Below are 15,762 nucleotides of genomic sequence, written 5' to 3'. Positions count from 1 at the left end.
GGAAATTTAATCCTGACCATGCAGATGGTGTGGAGCGATCAGCCTTCAGCCATCAGCCGTCAGCAAAAGAGGGCTGACTGCAGAGGGCTGGCTGCTTTTGGTACAGGTCATCAAACGCCACACCCCTGTGCAGGGACCCTGCCTATCCTCTCGCCTGTGCATGCCATGACACCAGCAAAAACCAGACCCCGGAAGGTCTGGTTGAACGTGAAGTCTTAGAAACTTGCTGCAGAACTACTGCAAGAAAGCCTGTTTCACGGCGTCCATCAGGGGATCTTTCGACCCACTGGGGGCGGTGGGCAGGAAGCCCTCCTGGATGTTCCAGATGATGGCTCCCCCCAGACCTTTCTGCTTCGCATACTGCCCTTTCAGGCCAATGGAACGGGCATCTTCGTAAGAGATGAAGTTGCACTTCTGGCTGCCCAGCCCTGTCGCAGAGCTCAGGTAAGGCACTTTGGCGGTGTCGTCCCACTGGTAGGCGGCGGCAGTGTAGTACTCGTTCATGATGTTGGTGAAGCTCATCACGTTGTCGTCCGCAACCACTTTCATGGCACTGTTGTATTGCAAAGGACCTGTCACGCCCTGCCAGCAGGTGCCGTAGAAGCCGATGCCCAGACCGAGTTTGGCGGCAGGCACCCCGGCGTTGCGGTAAGCGGTGACACTCACGTCAATGCTCGAAGGGGTGTTGGGGGTGTGCCCGCTCAGCGCGGAGGAGTGCCAGGATTTCCAGCTGCCCCACACACCAGCCATGCTGTAACTCATGATGTTGATGCGGTCAAACAGGTGGGCGACCTGACCATAGAAAGGACGGGCCTCATCTGCAGGGAAGTTGGCGTTCGCCCAGCCCACAGGAAGGGTGAGGATCAGACCGGGCTTTCTGGCCTTGAGTTCTTCAGCCAGGGCCTTGAGCTGGGGTTCATCGGTGGTCTTGATGGGCTCCCAGTCAATGTCAATGCCGTCAAATCCGTACTCCTCCACCAGTTTCAGCAGGTTGTTCACGAAAGTCGCACGGTTCGCGTTGGAGGCAGCCCCCACGAAACCCCAGTACTCTCCTGCGCCTCCCAGCATCAGGATGGCTTTCTTGCCGTTGGCGTGGGCTTTCTGCACCACAGACTTCGCCCAGATGGGGCCGTTGTAGATGTCGATGTCAAAGTGGGTGTTGAGGGTACCGTTCGAATTGGGGGTTGCACGACCCACCACAATGTGGGTCATGGCGTCCCACTTCACGTCATTCAGAGGGTACTTGTCCCGCAGGTAACCCACGTAATACCCCATCACCCACTGGCCCGTGGGGTCAGGAATGGGATCAGGATCGGGGTCCGGATCGGGATCAGGGTCAGGACCTGGATCAGGCTGCCCCACCGGGGTGCCGTTCAGGGTGAAAGCCGTGGGAATGGCATTGGTACCACTGTAGGTGCCCACGAAGCCCAGGGTCACCGTTCCCCCGGTGGGCAGACTTGCGTTGTAAGCGGCGTTTTTCACTTCCACTTTGTTGCCGGTCTGGGTGAACACCCCGTTCCACAGGCTGGAGACCTTCTGGTTTCCGGAGAAGTTCCAGCCCAGCGTCCAGCTCGAAAGGGCCGGACCGTTGTTCTTGATGGTCACGGTGGCAACAAATCCGCTCTTCCAGTCGTTGTCGATCTTGTAGGAAACATCAAAGTTGCCAGGGGTGGGAATGGGCGTTGGGTTGGGATTGGGGTCCGGAGTGGGGGAGGGGTTGCCTGCGCCCACCGTGATGGGCAGGACCTGCTTCGCCTTTCCACCCTTACCATCATCGACCAGCAGGGCCACATTGATCACACCCTCATTCTTGAAGGTGTACTCCTGGGTTTTGGTGGTGGCGCAACTGCCGTAATTCAGGTCGCCATAGCCATCACCGTTGATGTCCAGAACGCAGGAGAAGCTGTCCCCGTCTGAATCGCTGGCCTGGAAGCTGAAGGTGGTGGTGAGAGGAGCAGCACCACTGGTTTTGGTGGCGGTGAAGGAAGTGATTTTCGGTGCGGTGTTGGTCAGGTTCTTGGTGACGGCCTGGGATTTCGGGGTCTGGGTCCCGCAGGCACTGAGGAGCACTGCAAATGCAGCAGTCAGGGTCCAGTAACGTTGATGCATGAAAACCTCGCTGATGGATCATGTAAACAGAAGAGGGCGAGAAGGGAAACCGTCTTGGACAGCAAGATCAACGGCTGTCGGGATATGGCATTGAAAGAAGGCCTTCTTTCCCCTGTATGAAACCATCTGCCCCATGATTGGACCATGATTGACGAGCTCAGGTTTGTAAAAGCTTTATGACACTTTACTCAGTCCAACTTAACATCCCATTCAATAAAAAATAATAATTTCACAAATAATATATATACCATCTTTAATCACAAACAGCCTTTCAACCACGCTTCTGTACTCCTAAAACAGGGAAGAGCCTACCCATCATTCAGGAATTGCCCTGTTGAGGCCTCAGAGTTTGGCACCTGCATTGCTCTCAGAATAGAATTCTGCTGGGCTGCCATGGCACTCCAGATGAATGCCTGCATCTCCAGCCTGAGGTTTCCTTTGTGGTAGGGCAGCAGGAAGCCACCTCTGCCTCCAGTTGCCATCAATGGCGTGGAAGCGTCCAGGCTGAAAAACCAGATTCCAGGGTGTCCCTGACGTTTCACGTAAGTCCGGAAGTCGAGGTTCAGGAACCTCAGCCAGGGCCGGGTGTAAGGAAAGACGTGCAGGATGACATCTTTCACCTGCAGGCCCACCACACTGACCCAGGCCTGTCCATCATGAAGGTCGAGTTCGAGGCATGCTGGAACACAGGGCCTGAGGAAGGAGGCATCCACCCGGTAATGCAGGAACATCAGGTGCTCCCAGACCATGTGGTACAGCCAGGGACGCTCTGGCAGGGGGTAGGGCCTGTGATCGGTCTGGTTCAGCAGTGACTTGATGGGCTGGGGCAGGGCGTCCATCCTGTCAGGGTACCGGGGGTTTCGCTTTCCGCGGGGGTGGAAATCCCACATTTGCTGTGCCTTGCAGTATCCTGACAGGATGGTTTACCTGGGAATCATGTTTGGAGGTGCGCTGGGGGCGCTTCTGCGGTACCTGCTCAATTCGGCCATCCAGAGCCAGCCCTGGGTTGGGGGAACTTTCCCGCTGGGGATTCTGGTGATCAATGTGCTGGGGTCTTTTCTGCTGGCGGTGGTGACCACCCTCAGTTTGCAGGGTCTGGTGTCGGACACGGTCCGGCAGGCCATCGGGACGGGTTTTGTGGGTGCGTTCACAACCTTTTCGACGTTTGAGTGGGACACCGACCAGTTGATTCGCAGTGGCAGGCTGCTTCCTGCGGCCCTGTACGTGCTGGGGAATCTGGTTCTGGGGTTTTTGGCGGTGCAGCTCGGGCGGATGCTGGCCGGACGCCTTGCTGGAACCTGAAGTCAAGTCAGCATGCGGATGGGTTTCCCTTGCAGAAAGGCCTGAATGTCTTCCACGGCCTGCTGGTAATACACCTGGTAGTTCTCCTTTGTGACGTACCCGAGGTGCGGGGTGGCCAGCACGTTCGGCAGGGTTCTCAGGGGGTGGTCCCGGGGCACTGGTTCCTGCTCAAACACATCAAGCCCTGCTCCAGCAATCCAGCCTTCCTGCAAAGCACGAACCAGGGCTGATTCCTGAATGATGGGAGCTCTGGAGGTGTTGATCAGCAGGCCAGAGGGCTTCATGCACCTGAGTTCTTTTTCGCCCAGCAGGCCTCTTGTGCGTTCTCCAAGGACGAGGTGAATGGACACCACGTCCGAGGTTTCCAGCAACGCTTCTTTGCTGGATGCGAGGGTCACCCCGATTTGCGATGCGCGTTCCTCTGTGAGGTTCTGGCTCCACGCCACCACATTCATGCCAAAGGCCTGACCCATCTGGGCCACCCGGCTCCCGATCTTGCCGAGACCCAGCAGCCCGAGTTGTTTTCCGTGAAGTCCTGTGCCCAGGGTGCTCTGCCAGGGTCCTGAGGTTCTGAAATGGTGGTGTTCGGTGTACAGGTGGCGGGAGAGGCCCAGAATGAGCGCCCAGGTCAGTTCGATGGGCGGTTCAGAGGAACTTGCTGTTCCGCACACGGTGACCCCATGGGCTCTTGCGGCTTCCAGGTCGATGGATGCGTTGCGCATCCCCGTGGTGATCAGGAGTTTGAGGGAGGGGAGGCCCGCAAAGACTGAGGCTGTGAAGGGGGTCCGTTCCCGCATGATCACGATGATCTCGAAGCCCTGCAGGGCTTCAATAAGGGCTGTTTCATCGCTGAAATGCTGCTGGAAGGACACAGCAGTGACTGCAGGAGCCAGAGAATTCCAGTCTGCCATTGCCAGGGCCACATTTTGAAAGTCATCCAGAATTGCGCAGGTGAATGGGGTCATGGGTCAGCTTAACAGAGCTCTGGTGTGGAACACTTCCACCAATTGCTGTCGTCCCTACAGGAGTTACTATGTAAAGATATTGATTTCACAAAATATTAAAATACACCATAAATCACAACCCCAAACCACATTCCTGACCATAAAATCCCCTTATCCTGAAAAGATGCTTCAAGTTGTGTTCATCCTTGAAATCCTCCGTGACTCCGGCCCGATCCGTGCTCACTTCGCGCAGGCCCCGAAGGCTGCCAAGCGGGCCATCACAAAATACCAGCTGTCCGGGGAGTGGCGAGATGTGGAAGGGGACCGCCGGCTGGTGTCGGAATTGTGGCAGGAAGGCCGTGTGACCGCCCGGGTGGTGAAGGAAACCGTGGAGTACTCCTGAGGGTCACAGCACCCATTTCTTCATCAGACCCGCAACGTCACCTGAACCTGAGGCTTCGAGGCCCTCGACGACCCGGTGTTGTTCGTCGGGTTTGCGGTTCTGGCTGAGTTTGTATTTGCCTTCCAGTTTCTGAATGGGAATTTCGAAGACCACAATGGCCCGGGCCATTTTCTGCAGGCCTTCCTCTGTGAGGTCCAATTGCCAGGGGGTGTCTCTGGGGTGCTCATGCTGGCGCACCAGCTGGTGCAGGTGCATCGAGATTCGCTCAGGTTCCCGGATGGCCTGCAAGGTGCCGTAGGCGTGCACTGCGGTGTAATTCCAGGTGGGGACTTGCCCTGTTTTCTGGTACCACTCGGGGGTGATGTAGGCGTGGGGTCCCTGGAAGACGACCAGCACCTCCTGGCCATCCAGGGTGCTCTGGGGGTTGGCTTTTGCCAGATGTCCCGTGATGCGTCCGTTCTCAATGGTCAGTGGGAGGTGGCTGGCCATGAAGGGATTGGTGCTGATAAGGGTGGCGAAACTGTGGGCTTCCATGAACCGCTGGAGTTCATTGGGGTCGTTTTGCTGGAAGGCATGCGGAATGTACATGGAGTCAATGTAGCATTCAGGTGGTTGGACGTTCAGGTCCAATCTGAGTGGATTTCAGGGGTCCAATTCTGGAAGGCCAGTGGGGAAGATCAGCTCACTGTCTCACATACACCTGAAGCCAGGGCTCCAGATGACACCCATCTGAAAATCACCGTCTCAGAAAGGACTTTTTGGGCCACGCTCTAAAATCGCTTTTAAGGCCCCTCCAGCGTTTGCCTATACCTGTGGCATCTGGAATGCGCCAGAGGGCATTTCAAAAGCATTTTAAGCAATCAAGTTTTTGGTGCCGTTCCAGACGGCTTTTACCTGACTGCGAACTTCACCGGGGTGGTCTGGATGCTTTTCACAGGCCGGGTCCCGATCTGACCGTCCACCTTCAGGGACACCGACACCAGGTACTCACCTTTGCGCAGGTTCTGGGTGTTCACCACGAACCCCTCCAGGAACGGGTAGTCGGCCTGATTCAGCACACTGAAGCCACCAGAAGCTTTCAGGCAGGCTGTGGCCGAAGATTTCGCAACCAGTTTCCCTGAGGCACTGCGCACCTCGTAAGTCACGAAGCACCCGGAGTACGTGGCATTCAGGATGCCCCGGCCCTCATTGACCACCGTGAACCTCACGGGCAGGTTGCTGCGCTCGCTGATGGCTGCGGGCACCTGGATGATGCCGTAGGCCGAGGCTTTCAGGGGCTGGCTTTGCACTTCGTTCTGGGCTGCGGCATGAAGTCCCAGTGCGACCATCAGGGTGGCGAGGATGTGGCGGGTGGTGTTCATGCGGACCTCCAGTTCGTGTGTCTTGAGGCCCATTGTGCGGGTTTTCCCTGAGAGGGGGCTGTTGTGGGGGCTTGAGGTTTCCTGAAGTTTTCACCCAGAAAGGATTCCAGACTCCTCTACGATAAGTGAAATTATCGTAGAATTCATGAAGCTTGCCTCAATCCTTGAACGCCGTCCAGAGTCAGGTTTCTGTGAGACCCCATCAGAATCCCGTCAGTGTTTTTGCGCATCATGAAAACATGACCTGGCTGATGTGCATTCTCCTTGTGATCGTGGTGTCCGTGATGCTGGTGCTGCTGCGTTCCATCGATCAGGTGGAACACCAGATGTCCCGCCAGAAAGCCTTCCTGAAAATCCCCCTGGATTCTGGCGAGACGTCCGACTGAGCTCACCTCAGGGTCTTGAGGTACACGCTGCCGGACCTGGCGTAGGCTTTCAGGGCACTGTAAGGCAGGATCACTTCCTCGCCACAGGCGGCCATCACATGGGGCAGAAAGTTTGGCCACAGCGCGAGGCCTTTTGGGGTCAGGGTCCACTCGAAGGTGTCTGAGGTTTCACCTTGCAGGGCGTTCACGCAGTCAGGGTCGGCCTGCTGCACGTAGCGCTCCATGTAGAGGGCGCGTTGTTTTGATGGGGTGAGTTTGTCCCAGAAGGCACTCAGCGTCAATTTGCGCCCGGTTTTCAGGTCGAAGACATGCCCGGTGCTCATGGTGTCGGGATGGGCTCCACCGCAGTACATGTAGGTGTCGGTGCGGATGCTGTACAGGACAGTGTTCTGGAGGGTGACCCTGGTGCGGCTGTCCCATTCTGCCCCATCAAAACCTTCTCCCATCGACAGGCAATCCAGTGCGTAAGCCGCTTCCTGCAATTGCAGGTCCTGCAAGGCGAGGTTCAACTGGGGTCTGCCGGTCAAGCGAGGATACTCCACTTTGGAGAAGGGTTCCTGCACAGTTCCATCTTTCAATTTCACCCAGGGATGGTTGAGCAGGGTGAAATTGTAGGGGTCTTCCTGCTGGAGTTTCTTCAGGCCGCTGGACACAGGGAGTTTGTAACTGGCTGTGGTTGGCACTGGCTTCAGCTGGACCTGCAGGCTTTTTGCGCTGCCAGGGGCTTTCCAGGTTCCCGTGTACCCCTGTCCAGTGCTTTTCAGCTGGAAGGTCCCGGTGGTTTTGACCCCACCTTTCTCCCGATCGAACACCTGCTCAGTGAGGGTGAGGGTGCCCTGGTGCTGCTGTCCTTTCAATTCCAGGCTGAGGCCTTTTGACAGGTAGGCGTACTTGCCGCTGAGGTCCTTTTCGAGTTGCATCACGATGGAGTAGGTGCCGATGCTGCCCTGGTACACCTGGGCCAGTGTGGGTGTGGTGGTGAGGGCGAGGGCAAGCAGGATGCGTTTGAACATGGTTTCATGATATAGGCCCCGGGTGAGAGGTCTTCCCTGTCCGTCACTGCACATTCAGGCAGGATACATGTCATGTGTTTCCCATGACGTTTTTCACTTCCGCTCCCCTCCGTGCTGGTTTACGTTGAAGGCAGGAGGATGCATGCTGAGGACCTTTCAAAACCAGAGCCTTCTGGTTTTTCTGCTGCTGACTTTTGCCTTCAGCTGGTGCTTCTGGATTCCGGCAGCTTTGCTGTTCCGTGGGGAATTGCAGGGCCAGGCGGTCTGGAGCATGCCCCGGATGATCTTGCTCCAGACCCTCGGGGCTGTGGGGCCGAGCCTGATGGCGTTTGTGGTGGTGTGGAGCCGCTCAGGGCCAGCCGGAGTGCGGGCGTTTGTGCATCGGGGATTCCAGGGGCGTCCCGGGTGGTGGCTTGCTGGGTGTCTGCTGGTGCCTGCGCTGGCTTTGCTGGCAGTGATGCTGCATCCTTTGCTTGATCCTGCCTACGTGATGCCTGATGATGCACCCTTGAAACCCATGCTGAGAGACATTGGCTGGACTGGAGTGCTGCTGACCTTCCCGATGGTGCTCCTGTCGCAGGTGTTTTCAAGCCCACTCATGGAGGAGTTCGGCTGGAGGGGGTTTGCCCTGCCCCATTTGCAGGTGCGTTTTGGTGCCCTGGTTGCAAACCTGATCCTGGGTGTGCTCTGGGGGGTGTGGCACCTGCCTCTGGTGATTGCGTATGGGGATGCTTTCGGACCGTACATGTTGCTGATTTTGGCAAACGCTCTGTTGATGGGTTTTCTCTTCAACAGTTCTGGCGGGCACATGCTGGTGGCCTTGCTGGTCCACGCTTCCATGAATGTCGGCCTGAACATCTTCAGTGTGGAGCGCAATGATCCGGTGCTGATTGTGCTGAGCTGGGTGTGCGTGCTGGTTGTGCTGTGGAGGTTCGGGGCCAGGGATTTTGCGGTCCGGCCCAGGGTGCAGTGGTCGTGGCCTGAAAAGGAAAAGCCATAAAAAAGAACGCCTCCGGTGCTGGAGGCGTTTTCTGGTGAGCAAGACGTTCAGTGGGCTGCGGCGACCTGCCCCTTCAGGGCATGCCAGTTGATTTTGCGGTACCTGCCGTAAAAGATCACCAGTTTCACAGCCTCCTCAACCAGTCTTGCACTGAAGATCCCCACTGCGCCCCATCCGAAACCAAACCCGAAAAGGACAGCGAGGGGCAGCCCGACCACGAAAGCTGCGACCACATCTCCAATCAGCACCCCTCTGGGGTCTCCTCCGCTCGGGAGGATGCCGATGCCCTGGATCATGTTGTGCACCTTCACCGCCTGGAACAGAGCGTTCAGCACCACACCCAGAAAGGCGATCTGCAGGACCGTTTCTTCCACTTTCGGGAAGACCACCGGGAGCAGGTAGGCGGTGGTGAGGTACAGGAGGCCTGTGACCACCCCCGTGATCAGACCGAGCTGCAAGATGGCCCGGCTGCGGGCGTGGGCAAGCTGGGTGTCGCCCTGCCCGACGGCCTGCCCGAGCAGGGTGGTGGCAGCGGAAGCCAGCCCGAAGGAAGCCACCACAAACACGGTTTCCAGGGTGTGCACGATCTGGTTGGCGGCGAGGGCCTCGGTGCTGATCTTGCCGAACAGGATGTTGTAGATGAACACACTGGAAGTCCAGAAGAGTTCGGTGACCATCATGGGGGCACTCAGTGGGAGGAGTTCACGGGTGGTTTCCCGGATGGCCTTCCAGTGCGGGGTCACAAAATGCACGTCCTGGTGGCGGTAGACAGTGTGCAGGAGCCAGAGGGTTTTGATGAGGTTGGCGATCAGGGTCCCGAAGGCTGCACCCACCACCCCCATGTTGAAGTGCGTGACCAGCACATAGGCGAGCAGGGTGTTGAGCAGCATGCTCAGCATGGTGGCCTTCATGGGGGTCTGGGCGTCTCCCATGGACCTGAGGGCTCCGGTGGCGACCGAACCCAGCACGATCAGGGGGAGGCCCAGAATCACGATCTTCAGGAAGTCACTGGCGGGCTTCACGAGTTGCGGGTTCCCTCCTGCAAAAGCCATCAGGGGTTCCGCCCACAGCCACAGAGGGATCACCACGGCAATGGACATCGCCAGGCCCAGAACAAGTCCGACGCTGAGCGACTGGGACAGGGAGGCTGCATTTTTTGCTCCAAAAGCCCGGGCAATCAGGATGGCGCAACTGTTCCCGAGTGCGGCGAGGGTGAGGATGAAAATGAAGGTGGTGCTGTTCGCAAGCCCCACGGCAGCAATGGCAAGAGCCCCGAGCACCCCGACGATGATCTGGTCGATGAAACCCAGAAGCAACTGGCTGACGGCTTCCAGGCTGACGGGAACGGCGATGCGGGCGATGTCACGGAGGTCACGGGGGTGCGGTAAAACCATGACTTTACCGTAACAGATGCCTGCAAGGCCAGATCCGGCCAAATGGCTTACAGACGCCCTGCAAACCGGAGGGTCATCTAGATGGGTTCCCAGTGCAGGGCACGGATGTACGGGTGAACAGCAGAGGGACCTGTCTGCACGGCCTCCAGGTACGATTCAGGGGTGGGGCGCATCAGGTTGACGTACACCCCGCCATCCGGCTCCAGACGCAAGATGCGGGTCAGACGACCCACCTTGAGCTTCTTTCCTTCCGGGTTCAGAAACTGGATGTTCCAGCCGACCACCAGGGGCACTTCGGGCAGGGTGTGCATGAAGACCAGGGTGTACCGCTTTCCGGAGGAGGTGATCACCTCTGCCCCAAAAAGGGTGTTGCGGCCCGAGGTTCCCGCAGCCTGCTGCACAAGATCCAGGATCACATGCCCCCTCAGGGTGCGCCCTTCCCAGCGGGGCACCGGAAGTTCTTCCGGGTGCTGTTCGGGGAGGGTGGGGGTGTTCTGCCTGAGGCGTTCCATCAGGTTGGGTGTGGTGGGTTTTGACGACAACGAAAACCACCCCAGCAGGGCCCGGAGTTTACCGATCATGCTGTGCTCCTTGTGGATCTGGAATGTAACTGTTTCTTTACATGCTAACCGAAACTTCTCCCCCTGTGCAAAGAGAGACAGAAAGTCTTCATAAAAATGCCTGCAGCAGAGGAATTATGCAGCAGGCAGGCAACACCAGTCTGGCAGGCCCTGACCTCCACCCGTGGAAAGCAAAAAAGTGCACCGGGTCCGAAAATGTCTCTGTTTTGTAAGGGTTTGCTTTACAGTTCCAATTCTTTTAAACTAGGCCATAACGGAGGAATTGATGAAGCGAGTTATTGCCCTGAGCCTGCTCACCCTGATCCTTGGTGCCTGCGCTCCGAAAGCTGCCGAAACCGGGGTCACCATCTACCCGCAGATCTACCAGGTCTCACCCGTCGAAAGCAACCAACAGCAATTCACCCTGCAGGGACGCTACCTCGGTTCGAAAGACAGCGGCGTGATCCGCATCGGAGCCAACGACCAGGGCGAAGGCGGAACCGTGGTCCCCAAAGAGAACATCGTTTCCTGGGATGAAAACAAAATCGTCTTCAATGTTCCCGCCAACATCACTCCCGGCGGAAGCTTCATCATTGTGGAAGTGGCGGGCAAGCGTTCCTGGGCCTTCTCCTTCTCATTCAGCCGCTGAATCCACCTGTTCAACCCAGCCCCGGCCCTGTGCCGGGGTTGTTTTTTATGAGGGTGAGCCAGCGGCCCACCCCTACTTCTGCCTTCTGCCTTCTGCCTTCTGCCTTCTGCCTTCTGCCTTCTGCCTTCTGCCTTCTGCCCTTTAAGTCGTTTCAGGGATTGCTGTCCTGAGGCAAAACGATATAATTCTGGAATGTCAGGAATCAGAAGGCCCAAAGGCACACAGGATCTCCTCCCGGATGGCAGCCCACAGCTCAAAGCAGAGTTCTCTGCGCGCGGGCACCGCCATCTCGTGGAGCTTGCTGCGAAAGTCCTGGAGAATGCCGGAGCCCAGTACATTCAAACCCCCATGTTCGAAATGGTGGAGGTCATCAAGCGCGGGGTGGGTGACAGCACCGACATCGTCCGCAAGGAGATGTTTACGGCCCGTGCCCAGGGGGATGAGTTCATCCTCCGCCCGGAAGGCACCGCCCCAATTGTCAGGGCGTTCGTTGAAAACGGCCTCAAGCAACTGCCCGCTCCTGCAAAACTCTGGACGTACGGAGCGATGTTCCGTGCAGAGCGCCCCCAGAAGGGCCGTTACCGGCAGTTCCACCAGCTCGATTACGAGGTGCTCGGCAGCGATGATCCCCTCATTGATGCCGAGGCCATCGCCCTGATGATGCAGGTGATTGACCGCCTGGGCGTCAAGAAGATTGAACTGAAACTCGGTTCGGTTGGGGACCCCGAGGACCGCCAGGGGTACAACCAGTACCTGCGTGACCTGTTCAGCCCCCATGAAGAGCGCCTCAGTGAGGACAGCAAGGCCCGTCTGGTCCTGAACCCCATGCGCATTCTGGACTCAAAGAGCCAGAGCGATCAGGACCTGATTGCAGAGCTGCAACCCAGAATGATGCTGGATCACCTCGGTGAGGCGGCCAGCGCACACTTCAAGCAGGTGTGTGAGCACCTCAGCACCTGGGGCATCCCCTACACCATTGATCCGTCCATTGTGCGTGGTCTGGATTACTACCGCCGCACCGCGTGGGAAATCCACCACGAAGGGGTCGGGGCCAAAAGTGCCCTTGGAGGTGGAGGCCGCTACGACGGTCTCGCGGAACTCCTCGGAGGACCGCACACCCCCGGCATCGGCTGGGCTTTCGGCATTGAACGCCTGCTGATCGCCATGGAGGCTGAAGGGGTGACCTTGCCAGAGCCTGAAGGCCTGCTGCTCTACGTGGCCGCTCTGGATGAAAGCACCCTCGGTGTGGCCGCAAAACTGGCTTTTGAGGCCCGACAGAACGGCAAAGCCGAATTCAGCTACCGGCCCAAAGCGCCCGGCAAGCACATCGGGGACGCCCTGAAGAAAAACGCCCGGTATGTGGCCCTCATCGGGTCCAGTGAAGCCGAGGCGGGCACCGTGACCCTCAAGAACCTGCAGTCCGGTGAACAGCGCACCATTCAGCAGACCGAACTGCTTTCAAACCTGCAAGGAACCCCATGAAAAGAACCTGTTACGTTGGAAAAGTCAACGCTTCATACGTCGAACAGCGCATCACCCTGCAAGGCTGGGTGAACCGCAGCCGTCCCCTCGGCGGCCTGATCTTCTTTGACCTCCGGGACCGCGAAGGGATGCTGCAGGTGCAGGTCCCACCGGACAGTGAGGCCTTCGAGACCGCCGAGAAACTCAGAAGTGAGTACGTGGTGCAGGTGGAGGGGGTCCTCAAGTACCGCCCCGAAAACCAGCGCAAAGGGGGAACCGCCGACTTTGAACTGTGGGCCGATCAGGTCACCATCCTCAACGAGGCCCGCACCCTCCCCTTCCAGGTGGACGGCATCGTTGACGACAACGTCAAAGAGGACCTGCGCCTCAAGTACCGTTACCTCGATTTGCGGCGCAGCGACATGCAGAACAACCTCAGGCTGCGCCACAAGATCACCACCGCCATCTACAAGTTCCTGGACAGCGAGGGCTTCATCAGCGTCGAAACCCCCTTCCTGACCAAGAGCACCCCGGAAGGGGCCCGGGACTTCCTGGTGCCCAGCCGCCTCAACCCTGGCACCTTCTACGCCCTGCCCCAGAGCCCGCAGCTCTTCAAGCAGCTCCTGATGGTGTCCAACCTCGACCGTTACTTCCAGATCGCCCGCTGCTTCCGGGATGAGGCCCTGAGGAGTGACCGCCAGCCGGACTTCACGCAGCTCGACATCGAGATGAGCTTCGTGGACCAGGAAGACATCCTCACCCTCTGTGAGCGCCTGATGGATTACATCTTCCAGACGGTGATGGGCATGAGCATCCCGGTGCCCTTCGAGCGCCTCACCTACGAGGAAGCCATGAGCAAGTACGGCTCCGACAAGCCGGACCTGCGTTTCGGCTGCGAGATCATTGAGGCCAGCCACGTCTTCCAGAACACTGAATTCAAAGCGTTCTCCACCGCCCTTGCCGAAGGGGGCGTGGTGAAATTCCTGGTGGCCCCCGAACTGACCCGCAAGCAGATCGAGGAACTCGAACGGGTGGCGAAACAGAACGGAGCGAAAGGTCTCGCCTGGGTGCGCCTCGAGCAGGGCCGCCTCACCGGAGGGATCAGCAAGTTCATCACCGCCGAACAATCCGACATCCTCACCGGATACATGTACGAGGGCAGCACCCTGCTTTTCGGCGCAGGACCCTTCAAGCACGCCGTCAGTGCCCTCGGGGCCGTGCGTCTTGCGCTGCGCGACATGTTCGGATGGGTGAAGGGCAACGAGACCTTCAACTTCGCCTGGGTCACCGACTTCCCCCAGCTCGACTTCGACGAGGAGAGCGGCACCTGGACGTACATGCACCACCCCTTCACCAGCCCGAACCCCGCAGACGTGCACCTGTTCGGCACCGAAGGCCAGGGCAAGATCCGCGCGCAGGCCTACGATCTGGTGCTCAACGGCTTCGAGGTGGGCGGGGGCTCCATCCGCATCCATGACCCGGAAACCCAGCGCAAGATGTTCGAGGCGATTGGACTCAGCCGCGAAGAAGCCCAGAGCAAATTCGGCTTCTTCCTGGAAGCCCTCGAGTACGGTACCCCACCCCACGGAGGCATTGCCTGGGGTCTGGACCGCCTTGTGATGCTGATGGCCCGCACCGAGAGCATCCGTGAAGTCATCGCCTTCCCCAAAAACAACCGTGGTGTCGACCTGATGGTGGACGCGCCCGGTGAAGTGGACCAGAGGCAACTCGAAGAGCTCTTCATTGAAGTGAAACTCCCCCAGGAATAAACCCAGCAAACCTTCAGGCCCTCCACATCAATGTGGAGGGCTTTCTGCTGGACGCACCCGTTTCAGGGTGAAACTCAGGACGAAAGCCACCACCACCAGAAACAGCGAAAAGCCAAAAGCCCTCTGCAATCCGAGCACCAGATCGTGCCCACCCCGTCCAATCGCCTGCTGCCCGATGATCAGGCCCATCACCGCCACCCCAATGGCACCCCCCATGCTCCTCGCAAACAGAATCGCACTGGTGATCGCCCCGAGCTCCTGCTTCTCTGCATTCTGCTGGATGCTGAGCAGCAAACTGAACATTGCAAAACCCATCCCCAGGCCCATCAATCCTCCCATCAGGGCCACCACCACCAGAGACGACTCAATCAGATACGCAAAACCCGCGAGGCCCACGGTCAGCAGGGCAAAACCGAAACGGGTCAGGGAAGCCATGGAAATGCGCTGCATCAAACGCCCACCCACCAGGCTCCCCAGCGTCCAGCCCACAATCAGGGGGGTCAGAAGCGCCCCCGACCCGGTGGCAGTCTGTCCACCCGAAGCCTGCGCAAAAAGCGGAATGTAAGAGGTCAGGCCAAAATAAGCCACCCCTGCCAGCAGGTTGCTGATGACCCCCACCCTGGGTTCATGCTCCCTGAGGCTCCGCATGGGCAGAAGAGGACTCGGATGGTTCCGCTCCACCATCAGGGCCAGAAACAGCACCCCCACACTCAGACCCACCATCCACCACAAATGAAACTCCAGACCCCACACCATCAGGCCACTCCCCAGCATGAACAGCAACCCCCCCGTCCAGTCCAGTTCACCTGAACGCACCTCCGACGCCTCCCGCAGGTTCCGCCACACCAGAAAAAACGCCAGCACACCAAACGGCACACACAAATAAAACACCCACCGCCAGGACAGGTGATCCACCATCAGGCCCCCGAGCAACGGACCCAGCAGACCACTGATCCCCCACACGCTCGAAATGAACGCCTGCACCCTCGCCCGGTCCCGCCCGGAGTACATCGACCCAATGATGGTGAGGGTGATCGGCAAGACCGCCCCCGCACCCACCCCCTGCACGGCACGCGCGACAATCAGAAACACCATCGATGTCGAGGCACCACACAACACCGAACCCAGCAGAAAAACCAGAATCCCCACCAGATACAGCCCCTTGCGGCTCCGCAAATCCGAAGCCCGACCCCACAGGGGATTCGACACCGTGCTCACCAGCAAATACACCGCAAAAGGAAGCGCATAAAGCTGCTGCCCCCCAAGCTCACGGATCACCGTCGGCATGGCCGTCGCCACCACCGAAGACTCCAGGGCCGCCAGAAAAACCCCAATGATCAGGCCCAGCGTCGCAGCCCGCTGACCGGCAAAAGAAGACGAATCAGGCATGAGCCATTCCACCACAGGACCA

Annotated in this window: 16 protein-coding genes; 7 read left to right on the top strand and 9 right to left on the bottom strand. The window is 58.5% G+C overall.

The window, feature by feature from the left end:
• Positions 1 to 234: 234 nt before the first annotated feature.
• Both DC3_RS08615 and DC3_RS08610 read right to left on the bottom strand, forming a co-directional pair.
• Positions 235 to 2,109 (bottom strand): glycosyl hydrolase family 18 protein, encoded by a 1,875-nt coding sequence (locus DC3_RS08615; protein WP_146883944.1) that lies wholly within the window; start codon positions 2,107 to 2,109, stop codon positions 235 to 237.
• Between the two features lie 308 nt (positions 2,110 to 2,417).
• Positions 2,418 to 2,948, bottom strand: a complete 531-nt coding sequence (locus DC3_RS08610) for a DUF2071 domain-containing protein (RefSeq protein WP_186815921.1) — start codon at positions 2,946 to 2,948, stop codon at positions 2,418 to 2,420.
• Positions 2,949 to 3,027: 79 nt separating this feature from the next.
• Between DC3_RS08610 and crcB the strand changes: the two genes are divergently transcribed.
• On the top strand, positions 3,028 to 3,411 hold the full coding sequence (gene crcB / locus DC3_RS08605) for a fluoride efflux transporter CrcB (RefSeq protein WP_146883942.1): 384 nt from the start codon (positions 3,028 to 3,030) through the stop codon (positions 3,409 to 3,411).
• Positions 3,412 to 3,413: 2 nt separating this feature from the next.
• Here the strand turns inward: crcB and DC3_RS08600 are convergent, their stop codons facing one another.
• Entirely contained in the window at positions 3,414 to 4,376 is a 963-nt protein-coding gene (locus DC3_RS08600) for a D-2-hydroxyacid dehydrogenase family protein (protein WP_146883941.1), read from the bottom strand.
• A 163-nt stretch (positions 4,377 to 4,539) separates the two neighbouring features.
• On the opposite strand from DC3_RS08600, the gene DC3_RS08595 reads away from it, so the two are divergent.
• Positions 4,540 to 4,758: a hypothetical protein gene (locus tag DC3_RS08595; protein WP_146883940.1), complete on the top strand. Its 219-nt coding sequence runs from the start codon at positions 4,540 to 4,542 to the stop codon at positions 4,756 to 4,758.
• A 3-nt stretch (positions 4,759 to 4,761) separates the two neighbouring features.
• Here DC3_RS08595 and DC3_RS08590 read toward each other — a convergent pair whose 3' ends face one another.
• Both DC3_RS08590 and DC3_RS08585 read right to left on the bottom strand, forming a co-directional pair.
• Entirely contained in the window at positions 4,762 to 5,346 is a 585-nt protein-coding gene (locus DC3_RS08590) for an FMN-binding negative transcriptional regulator (RefSeq protein WP_146883939.1), read from the bottom strand.
• 302 nt (positions 5,347 to 5,648) lie between these two features.
• Positions 5,649 to 6,119 carry a hypothetical protein gene (locus DC3_RS08585; RefSeq protein WP_146883938.1) on the bottom strand — a complete coding sequence of 157 codons (471 nt, stop codon included), beginning with the start codon at positions 6,117 to 6,119 and terminating at the stop codon, positions 5,649 to 5,651.
• Between the two features lie 239 nt (positions 6,120 to 6,358).
• On the opposite strand from DC3_RS08585, the gene DC3_RS29070 reads away from it, so the two are divergent.
• Positions 6,359 to 6,505: a hypothetical protein gene (locus DC3_RS29070; protein ID WP_186815920.1), complete on the top strand. Its 147-nt coding sequence runs from the start codon at positions 6,359 to 6,361 to the stop codon at positions 6,503 to 6,505.
• A gap of 2 nt (positions 6,506 to 6,507) precedes the next feature.
• Here DC3_RS29070 and DC3_RS08580 read toward each other — a convergent pair whose 3' ends face one another.
• Positions 6,508 to 7,518, bottom strand: a complete 1,011-nt coding sequence (locus DC3_RS08580) for a polysaccharide deacetylase family protein (RefSeq protein WP_146883937.1) — start codon at positions 7,516 to 7,518, stop codon at positions 6,508 to 6,510.
• Between the two features lie 142 nt (positions 7,519 to 7,660).
• Here DC3_RS08580 and DC3_RS08575 point away from each other — a divergent pair, with 142 nt between their 5' ends.
• Positions 7,661 to 8,518, top strand: a complete 858-nt coding sequence (locus tag DC3_RS08575) for a CPBP family intramembrane glutamic endopeptidase (RefSeq protein WP_186815919.1) — start codon at positions 7,661 to 7,663, stop codon at positions 8,516 to 8,518.
• A gap of 47 nt (positions 8,519 to 8,565) precedes the next feature.
• Here the strand turns inward: DC3_RS08575 and DC3_RS08570 are convergent, their stop codons facing one another.
• Together DC3_RS08570 and DC3_RS08565 are read right to left on the bottom strand one after the other, a co-directional pair.
• Positions 8,566 to 9,912, bottom strand: a complete 1,347-nt coding sequence (locus tag DC3_RS08570) for an MATE family efflux transporter (RefSeq protein ID WP_146883935.1) — start codon at positions 9,910 to 9,912, stop codon at positions 8,566 to 8,568.
• A gap of 77 nt (positions 9,913 to 9,989) precedes the next feature.
• Positions 9,990 to 10,493, bottom strand: a complete 504-nt coding sequence (locus DC3_RS08565; RefSeq protein WP_146883934.1) for a hypothetical protein — start codon at positions 10,491 to 10,493, stop codon at positions 9,990 to 9,992.
• 265 nt (positions 10,494 to 10,758) lie between these two features.
• Between DC3_RS08565 and DC3_RS08560 the strand changes: the two genes are divergently transcribed.
• From DC3_RS08560 to aspS, 3 genes are all read left to right on the top strand, one after another.
• Positions 10,759 to 11,121, top strand: coding sequence for an IPT/TIG domain-containing protein (locus tag DC3_RS08560; RefSeq protein ID WP_146883933.1), 363 nt, complete (start codon positions 10,759 to 10,761; stop codon positions 11,119 to 11,121).
• A 192-nt stretch (positions 11,122 to 11,313) separates the two neighbouring features.
• Positions 11,314 to 12,603: a histidine--tRNA ligase gene (gene hisS, locus DC3_RS08555; RefSeq protein ID WP_146883932.1), complete on the top strand. Its 1,290-nt coding sequence runs from the start codon at positions 11,314 to 11,316 to the stop codon at positions 12,601 to 12,603.
• Positions 12,600 to 14,351 carry an aspartate--tRNA ligase gene (gene aspS, locus DC3_RS08550; protein WP_146883931.1) on the top strand — a complete coding sequence of 584 codons (1,752 nt, stop codon included), beginning with the start codon at positions 12,600 to 12,602 and terminating at the stop codon, positions 14,349 to 14,351. Before hisS ends, aspS begins: the two co-directional genes overlap by 4 nt.
• A 27-nt stretch (positions 14,352 to 14,378) precedes the next feature.
• Here aspS and DC3_RS08545 read toward each other — a convergent pair whose 3' ends face one another.
• Positions 14,379 to 15,740: an MFS transporter gene (locus DC3_RS08545; protein ID WP_146883930.1), complete on the bottom strand. Its 1,362-nt coding sequence runs from the start codon at positions 15,738 to 15,740 to the stop codon at positions 14,379 to 14,381.
• Positions 15,741 to 15,762: the final 22 nt, after the last annotated feature.

Source organism: Deinococcus cellulosilyticus NBRC 106333 = KACC 11606, assembly GCF_007990775.1.
Taxonomy (GTDB): Bacteria; Deinococcota; Deinococci; order Deinococcales; family Deinococcaceae; genus Deinococcus_C; species Deinococcus_C cellulosilyticus.
Note: the sequence above shows the minus strand (reverse complement) of the source record. Positions and strands in the feature narration are given on the sequence as shown.